9 protein-coding genes are annotated in these 6,518 nt (G+C 62.2%); 4 read left to right on the top strand and 5 right to left on the bottom strand.

The features are described from left to right. Window positions 1-223: 223 nt before the first annotated feature. From FLM9_RS04005 to bchI, 5 genes are all read right to left on the bottom strand, one after another. Window positions 224-646: a SufE family protein gene (locus tag FLM9_RS04005; RefSeq protein WP_257242999.1), complete on the bottom strand. Its 423-nt coding sequence runs from the start codon at window positions 644-646 to the stop codon at window positions 224-226. A 43-nt stretch (window positions 647-689) separates the two neighbouring features. Then, window positions 690-875 (bottom strand): hypothetical protein, encoded by a 186-nt coding sequence (locus FLM9_RS04000; RefSeq protein ID WP_074457372.1) that lies wholly within the window; start codon window positions 873-875, stop codon window positions 690-692. 64 nt (window positions 876-939) lie between these two features. Then, entirely contained in the window at window positions 940-1,554 is a 615-nt protein-coding gene (locus FLM9_RS03995) for a 5-formyltetrahydrofolate cyclo-ligase (protein ID WP_074457371.1), read from the bottom strand. Then, window positions 1,532-2,017 (bottom strand): crossover junction endodeoxyribonuclease RuvC, encoded by a 486-nt coding sequence (gene ruvC / locus FLM9_RS03990; RefSeq protein ID WP_074457374.1) that lies wholly within the window; start codon window positions 2,015-2,017, stop codon window positions 1,532-1,534. Before ruvC ends, FLM9_RS03995 begins: the two co-directional genes overlap by 23 nt. A gap of 11 nt (window positions 2,018-2,028) precedes the next feature. Further along, on the bottom strand, window positions 2,029-3,111 hold the full coding sequence (bchI, locus tag FLM9_RS03985) for a magnesium chelatase ATPase subunit I (RefSeq protein WP_074457370.1): 1,083 nt from the start codon (window positions 3,109-3,111) through the stop codon (window positions 2,029-2,031). A gap of 127 nt (window positions 3,112-3,238) precedes the next feature. Here bchI and FLM9_RS03980 point away from each other — a divergent pair, with 127 nt between their 5' ends. The 4 genes from FLM9_RS03980 to FLM9_RS03965 all read left to right on the top strand — a co-directional run. After that, on the top strand, window positions 3,239-4,555 hold the full coding sequence (locus FLM9_RS03980; RefSeq protein ID WP_074457369.1) for an AAA family ATPase: 1,317 nt from the start codon (window positions 3,239-3,241) through the stop codon (window positions 4,553-4,555). After that, window positions 4,552-5,214, top strand: a complete 663-nt coding sequence (locus FLM9_RS07955; RefSeq protein ID WP_143324591.1) for an HNH endonuclease family protein — start codon at window positions 4,552-4,554, stop codon at window positions 5,212-5,214. The genes FLM9_RS03980 and FLM9_RS07955 overlap by 4 nt, the downstream gene beginning before the upstream one ends. 80 nt (window positions 5,215-5,294) lie before the next feature. After that, entirely contained in the window at window positions 5,295-6,263 is a 969-nt protein-coding gene (locus FLM9_RS03970) for a permease (RefSeq protein WP_074457367.1), read from the top strand. Window positions 6,264-6,266: 3 nt separating this feature from the next. Continuing rightward, a partial coding sequence (locus tag FLM9_RS03965; RefSeq protein ID WP_438801331.1) for a hypothetical protein occupies window positions 6,267-6,518 on the top strand: 252 nt, incomplete at its 3' end.

Below are 6,518 nucleotides of genomic sequence, written 5' to 3'. Positions count from 1 at the left end.
GGATGGTTGGGCACACTTGGCCCACCCCGTCCAACCCTTGAACCTTGACTTGGCTGACTGATTCGGCAACAATCACCTCCCTCAGAAAATCACCCTCTGGTGATTTCCACCGTCTTCGAGACACAACTCCCAGGGCCTTCCTCAGATGGTTCGCCACCCTGCTGGTCTGGTTATCCAGCACGTGGCGGGTACACACGTCAACCTGCGCCAGCCACTGCTGTTGCTACGGAGCAGCGGCCAACAGCCTGGCCTGGGCTTGCATGGTCTTGAAGATATTGAGGAAGCCGTTGGCGCGGGAGAGGGTGAGGCTGGCTTGGAGGCCCGTTTCCTTGATAAACGCTGGGCTCATGGCCACCAGCACCTGGGGCTCCAGGCCCTCCGTGCCCTGGATCAACAGGGCCAACAACCCCTTGGTGATCTGGGCATCGGAGTCGCCCTGCCAGTGCAGCTTGCCCTCCTGGAGGGTCCCCCGCACATAGACCTGGGAGACACAGCCCCGCACACGGTTGTCGTCACAGAAGAGGCCGGGCTCTGCCGCTGGCAGCTTGCGGGCCAGCCAGAGCACATAAGCATAGCGGCGCTTGGGATCCGAAGCCCCCGCCAGGCGCTCCACCATTTGATCCAGCGTCCTGCTGCCGGTCGCCACTATGCTTCCCCTGTCAATCAGACCAGCATGGTCCGGGAAGAACTCAGATGTGGCGACCGTCCTGGCTTCCTTTCTGCACCATGTTCACCATGGAACTCACCATCATGGCCAAGGCGGGATGACTGGCCCGGGTCAGGTTGCGTTCTTCCTGAAGCACCTTGGCCGGGAAGGAGTGCCGGCCTGCACCTGCACAACCCTCTTGGGAGACTTTCCGTGATACCTGCGCCATGGGTGCCGGACATGGTCCATAACTCTGTTCATTGTGAACCAGGGAAAGTAGGAGTGCGGCTTTCTTAACGTTCACCGCAAAACTTCTGGTCATCAGGCCCTCCTGTCCAGGGATGCCGCCACCACTGCACACTCTTCTCCGTGAGTTGACCGTGGAGGGGGCGGTCCCAGGGGTCCACGGCAAAGGGGACGGCTGTGCAGCAGGAGAAGCACACCCCCAGGCTGGGGCGTTGCGCCCAGGCGGGCTGGCTCAGTAGGCGGTCGTACCAGCCGCCGCCGTATCCCAGCCGAAACCCGTCCGGGTGCATGGCCACGGCGGGGATCAGCAGCATGGCCACGGCATCGGGCTCCACCACCGGGGCGCTGATCCATGGCGCCGGCACACCGCAGTCATCCGGCTCCAGAGGCTCCCCCCAGCTCCAGCGCCGCAGCTGCAACCGACCCTGATAGACCGCAGGCAAGGCCAGGGCCACAGTCCCGTGCAGGTGGGGCGTGAGGTCCGGCTCGGCGGCCAGCGCCACATAGCCGGCCACCAGAGCGTCCCTGTCCAGTCGCGGCAACACCTGCTCCAGCAGGTGGGTGGCCATGGCCCGAGCTTGGTGCTGCCGTTGCCCATGGGTCAGGCAGCGGCGGCGCTGGCGCAAGAGACGGCGCCACTCACCCTTGCTGTTGATCGTCATGGAACTGGTGAAACTTGGCGGTGAGGGCCACGGCGATGGCATCGGCCGCGTCGTCCGGCCGGGGGGGATGCTCCAGGCGCAACGCCTTCATCACGGCGTTCAGCACCTGGTCCTTGTCCGCATGGCCATCACCGGTGAGGGTTCGCTTCACTTGGGTGGGAGCGTATTCCAATGTGGGCACCCGCAGGTGGGCCATGGTCATGAGCACCACGCCCCGAGCCTGCACCACGGCAATGGTGTTGCTGGAACGGTAGAAGAAAAACTTCTCCACCACCGCCAGTTGGGGACCGTGCTGCTCCACCAACTGGCGCAGATCCTGGGCAATTTCCACCAGGCGCTCCCCCGAGCTGGGGCCGGGTCGGGTGCGGATGACGCCACAGGCCAGCAGGGTCATGGGGTCGGTAGTGTCTACCACGCCGTAGCCCACCTTCGCCAACCCGGGATCAATGCCCAGAACCCTCACCACTCCAGCCGTCAGGTGAGGGCCAGTTGGAAGGGTTCGGACGTCTCCGGTTCCGCCCGTTGGAACACCTTGCAAAAGGCCTTGACGACCCGGGCCCCGGAATCCACGGTTTCCATGGGGTCTTTCCGCAGGCGATGGCGAAGGCAGCAGCAGACCACCCGCGCCACGTCCTCTTCCTCCACCTGATCTCGACCCTCCAGGGACGCCAAAGCCCGAGCAGCGCGATTGCTCACGATGTCTCCCCGCAGACCATCTACGTCCAGCTCACCACACATCCGGGAGATGGCCAGGCGCAGGTCGGCATCCAGTTGCACCTGGGGAAGACGTTCACGGGCCTGGCCGATGCGCTCCTGCAAGGCCTGTTGCTGGCTTTGCTGCGTCTGGCAGAAGCCCTGGGGATCTCCGTCAAAACGGCCGCGTTGCTCCACGATCTGCACCCGCAGTTCCGCCTCCCGCACCGTGCGCACGTCCACGCTCAAGCCAAAACGATCCAGAAGCTGGGGGCGTAACTCGCCCTCTTCCGGGTTGCCAGATCCCACTAGCACAAACCGGGCCGGGTGGCGCACAGACACCCCTTCCCGCTCCACGGTGTTCCAGCCCGAAGCGGCCGCATCCAGCAGCACGTCCACTAGGTGGTCATCCAGCAGGTTCACTTCATCCACGTAGAGGATGCCCCGGTTCACCCGGGCCAGGAGGCCCGGCTCAAAGGCCCGCACCCCCCGGCTCAGGGCCTGTTCAATGTCGATGGTGCCGCAGAGGCGGTCTTCCGTGGCCCCCAGGGGCAGGTCCACCATGGGCACCTGCCGTTGCTCGGTGGGGAGGGCTTCCCCCTGCTCCAGCCGTTGCAGCACCTCGGCGCTCATCAGGTCCGGGTCCCGGGGGCTGCTGTTGTAGGGATCATCAGCCACCACGGCAATCTCCGGCAGCAGGGCCGCCAGGGCGCGGATGGCGGTGGATTTGCCCGTGCCTCGATCACCCATGATCATCACCCCGCCAATGCGGGGATCCACCACGTTGAGGAGCAGGGCCAGTTTCATCTCCTCCTGCCCCACGATGGCGGTGAAGGGGAAGATGGGTCGCCGGGTGTCGCTCACGAGCCTGTGGTGGTGCGGTAACTCTGGATTCTTTCACAAGACCGTCTCCCGTTACCCCATGGCATCTACGCCCGTGGGGTCTTAGCCTTGACCTGTTTCCAGGTGGATCGCCACAGCTATTCACATCATGCTCCGCCGTTTACATCTGAAAAATGCAGGCCCAGCGCCGGAGTTAGCCATGGATTCCCTGGCGCCACGCCTGAATCTGATCACCGGCGATAACAGCCTGGGCAAGAGCTTCCTGCTGGACGTGGCCTGGTATTGCCTCACCAGGCGGTGGCCCCAGGAGGTGAATCCAGGCCTGACCAGCGGCGCCATGGCGTTGCCCCGGGATCGCAAGCAGGAGGCCGTGTTGACGTTCACTGTGGACGGGGAGCAGCAGCAAGAGAGGGAATATGCTTGCCGCTTTGATCTGGAGGAGGAGGATTGGGTTGGCCCGGTCGGTCGCCCCGTGAACCCGGGGCTGGTGCTCTATGCCATGGCCGATGGCTCCTTTGCTCTGTGGGACCCGGCCCGTAACGCCTGGAAGCGCAAGGGCAACAGTGATGCGCCGGAGAAGATCAAGGCCTATGTGTTCAACAACCAGCAAGTGTGGAGGGGCAAAATCAATGCTGCCGACGAGCGCAACTGGCTGTGCAACGGACTGATACGGGACTGGGCCAGCTGGCAGAGGGAAAACGGCGAGGTCTTTGCACAATTGGAGCAGGTGCTGAAAGTGCTCTCTCCCGAGTCCAACATATTGAAGCCGGGGCCACTGCGCCGCCTTCGTCGCGACGACGCAACCGACTATCCCACAATCATTGGCGCGGACGAGATACCAGTGTCGGTGATACATAGCTCCTCGGGCGTGCGCCGAATTCTGGCATTGTCCTACCTGTTGGTGTGGGCTTGGCAGGAGCATCAGCGGGCCAGCGAACTTCTGGCCAAACCACCTTCCCCCCAGATGATCTTTCTGATTGACGAAGTCGAAGCCCATCTCCATCCCTCCTGGCAGCGGCGGGTGGTGAAGGCGTTGCTGCAGGTGGTGGAGGGACTTCATGCTCAGACGGCTGTGCAGCTTCTCCTGGTGACCCACTCTCCCCTGGTGATGGCCTCGGTGGAACCGCACTTTGACCCGGAGCAGGACCGCTGGTGGGATCTGGACCTGAACCCGGAAACCAGGCAGGTGGAGCTCACTCCGCAGAATTTTGCGCGGCTGGGGGACGCCAACAGTTGGCTGCGGAGTGAAGCCTTCGATCAGCACGGCACCGGCTCCCTGGAGCGGGAGAAGACCCTCAGGGAAGCGCTGAGGATAATTCATCAAAGAGAGCGGGGGGAGGCCGTAGATTCACAAGAGTTGCAGCGTCTTGAGCAAGAGTTGCAGAAGGTATTGGGGAGCACCGATCCCTTCTGGAATCGTTGGCGTTGGCATTTTGCCGAGCGGCAGGGTGGCCGGCGACCATGATTCGCATACCAATGCCACAAGAGCCAGATTGTTTTGATGCAACAGTGCGGCAAAGAGGCCTGGACTTCTTGCAACGGCAAGGACAGGATCCCCAGCAGAAGCCGAAAAGTAGCAGCAGGATCTGGGGAAGTGGTGCTGGCAACTTTTGGACGGCAGTCAAGGATGACCTACGTACAGGCTACAACAATCGCTGTGTCTACTCCTGCTTTGTCCTGGAAGACGAACGCCAACCGAACGGTAAACTGCGCCATAGCCATAGCATCGATCATTTTCAGCCCAGGTCTTGTAGCCCAGCTTATCTGGCTTATGAGTGGAGTAACCTGCGCTGGGCCTGGCAGGTGATTGACAACGAGGGTAAGAAAAACCACCTCATCCCTGAGAAATACGATCCCACCCGGCTTACTCATAAAGTTGTAGAGCTTCAGGAAGATGATGATGAAGACTGGATCGTAGTTCCTAACTCATCCCTGACCGATTTAGAACAAAAAGAGATTAAGAATACGATTCAGAATCTTGGACTGAATAGAAAAAAGGTGAAAGTAAGACGCAGACAGTACGTTGAAGATTTTCTGGAGAATAAATGCCGGTACGATGCTAATTTTATGAAAGAGCGCCAGCCATTTATCTATTGTGAACTGAAACGGTTGGGATGGCTCTAAATCACCCCTGGATGTTGGCAGAGTCCACCACCCAAGGCTTTTACCCTAATCTAGCCCCCGTGCAGTGAAGAGCAGAAGCCATGGTGCTTGACCATCTTTTCACAAGTTGGTCCGTGTTTCAGGCGTTGTTTTTGGAGGCCGTACCCTTTTTGCTCATTGGCGTGGTGCTGGCCACCATGACCCGCCACTGGCTTCCCCCTGGCCCGGTGCTCCGGTGCCTGCCCGATCATCCCCTCCTGGGTCCCCTCACGGGCGCCGCCATGGGGTTTGCCCTGCCAGCCTGTGAGTGCGGCAACGTGCCGGTCGCCCGCCAACTGCTGGCATCCGGGAGCCCGCTCCCCACGGCCATGGGGTTTCTCTTCGCCGCCCCTGTGCTGAATCCCATTGTCCTGGCCTCCACCTGGGCCGCCTTTCCGGATCAGCCCTGGTTGCTCTGGGCGCGGCCCGCAGCGGGTCTGGCCATGGCGCTTCTGGTAGCTGTCCTGCTGCGTCTCCAGCAGGACGGCGCCATCCTGGCGCCCAACCTGGTGCGGGAGCGGGGCTTTCACCAACCTGCCGGCGCTGGCTCCTTGCTGGAGCACTCCGCCGGCCTGATCGGGTCAGCCCATCCCGTCCCCATGTCCCTGCCGTCAACTGAGCGGGGCAAATCCTGGCGCCTCAGTGTGCTCCATGGCATGGACGAACTGGTCAAGCTGGCCAGCTTGCTGATTCTGGGGTGCGCAGTTGCAGCCTTGTTGCAAACCACCCTGCCCCGGGACTGGCTGCTGGCGGTTGGCCAGGCCCCCACCCTCTCGATACTGGCCCTCATGCTGCTGGCGGTGGTGATCTCCGTCTGCAGCAGCGTGGACGCTTTTTTGGCGCTGGGCTTTGCCTCCCAGGTCACCCCGGGCGCGTTGCTGGCTTTTCTGATTCTAGGTCCGGTGATTGACTTGAAATCCCTGGGTCTCTACGGCACGGTATTTTGTCGCTCGGCCATGGTGTTCGTGGGCTTGGCCTGTGGTGTGCTGGCCCTGCTGGCGGGCCAGTGGACCAATTTTCTCATGCTCTGAACCATGAACCAACCTGGTCCCCCATCCCCCTGGTCCAGGGTGCGGTCTGCCGTGGCCCGTTGGCACTGGCCGCCGTTGGCGCTCCTGTGCTGTGGGGTCACTCTGGTGCAGGGCTGGGCCAGTGGTCGCCTTCAACTGCTCATGGCTCCCGCGTTCCACGGCCTGGTGATTGGGGCCGGGTTGGCGCTGCTTGTGTGGGGCGTGGTGGCGATGGTGGTGAACCGGCCCCGCCGCTCCACCCCATGGCGGGCGGCA

The sequence above is a fragment of the Candidatus Synechococcus spongiarum genome, from assembly GCF_900047545.1.
In the GTDB taxonomy this organism is placed as follows: Bacteria; Cyanobacteriota; Cyanobacteriia; order PCC-6307; family Cyanobiaceae; genus Synechococcus_B; species Synechococcus_B spongiarum_C.
This window is presented reverse-complemented; position numbering and strand designations above follow the sequence as displayed.

Excerpts from the sequence above, each read along its gene's own strand:
- FLM9_RS04000 (WP_074457372.1), bottom strand. The coding sequence starts at position 875 with ATGGCGCAGGTATCACGGAAAGTCTCCCAAGAGGGTTGTGCAGGTGCA.
- FLM9_RS03995 (WP_074457371.1), bottom strand. The coding sequence starts at position 1,554 with ATGACGATCAACAGCAAGGGTGAGTGGCGCCGTCTCTTGCGCCAGCGC.
- FLM9_RS03980 (WP_074457369.1), top strand. The coding sequence starts at position 3,239 with ATGCTCCGCCGTTTACATCTGAAAAATGCAGGCCCAGCGCCGGAGTTA.
- FLM9_RS07955 (WP_143324591.1), top strand. The coding sequence starts at position 4,552 with ATGATTCGCATACCAATGCCACAAGAGCCAGATTGTTTTGATGCAACA.
- FLM9_RS03970 (WP_074457367.1), top strand. The coding sequence starts at position 5,295 with ATGGTGCTTGACCATCTTTTCACAAGTTGGTCCGTGTTTCAGGCGTTG.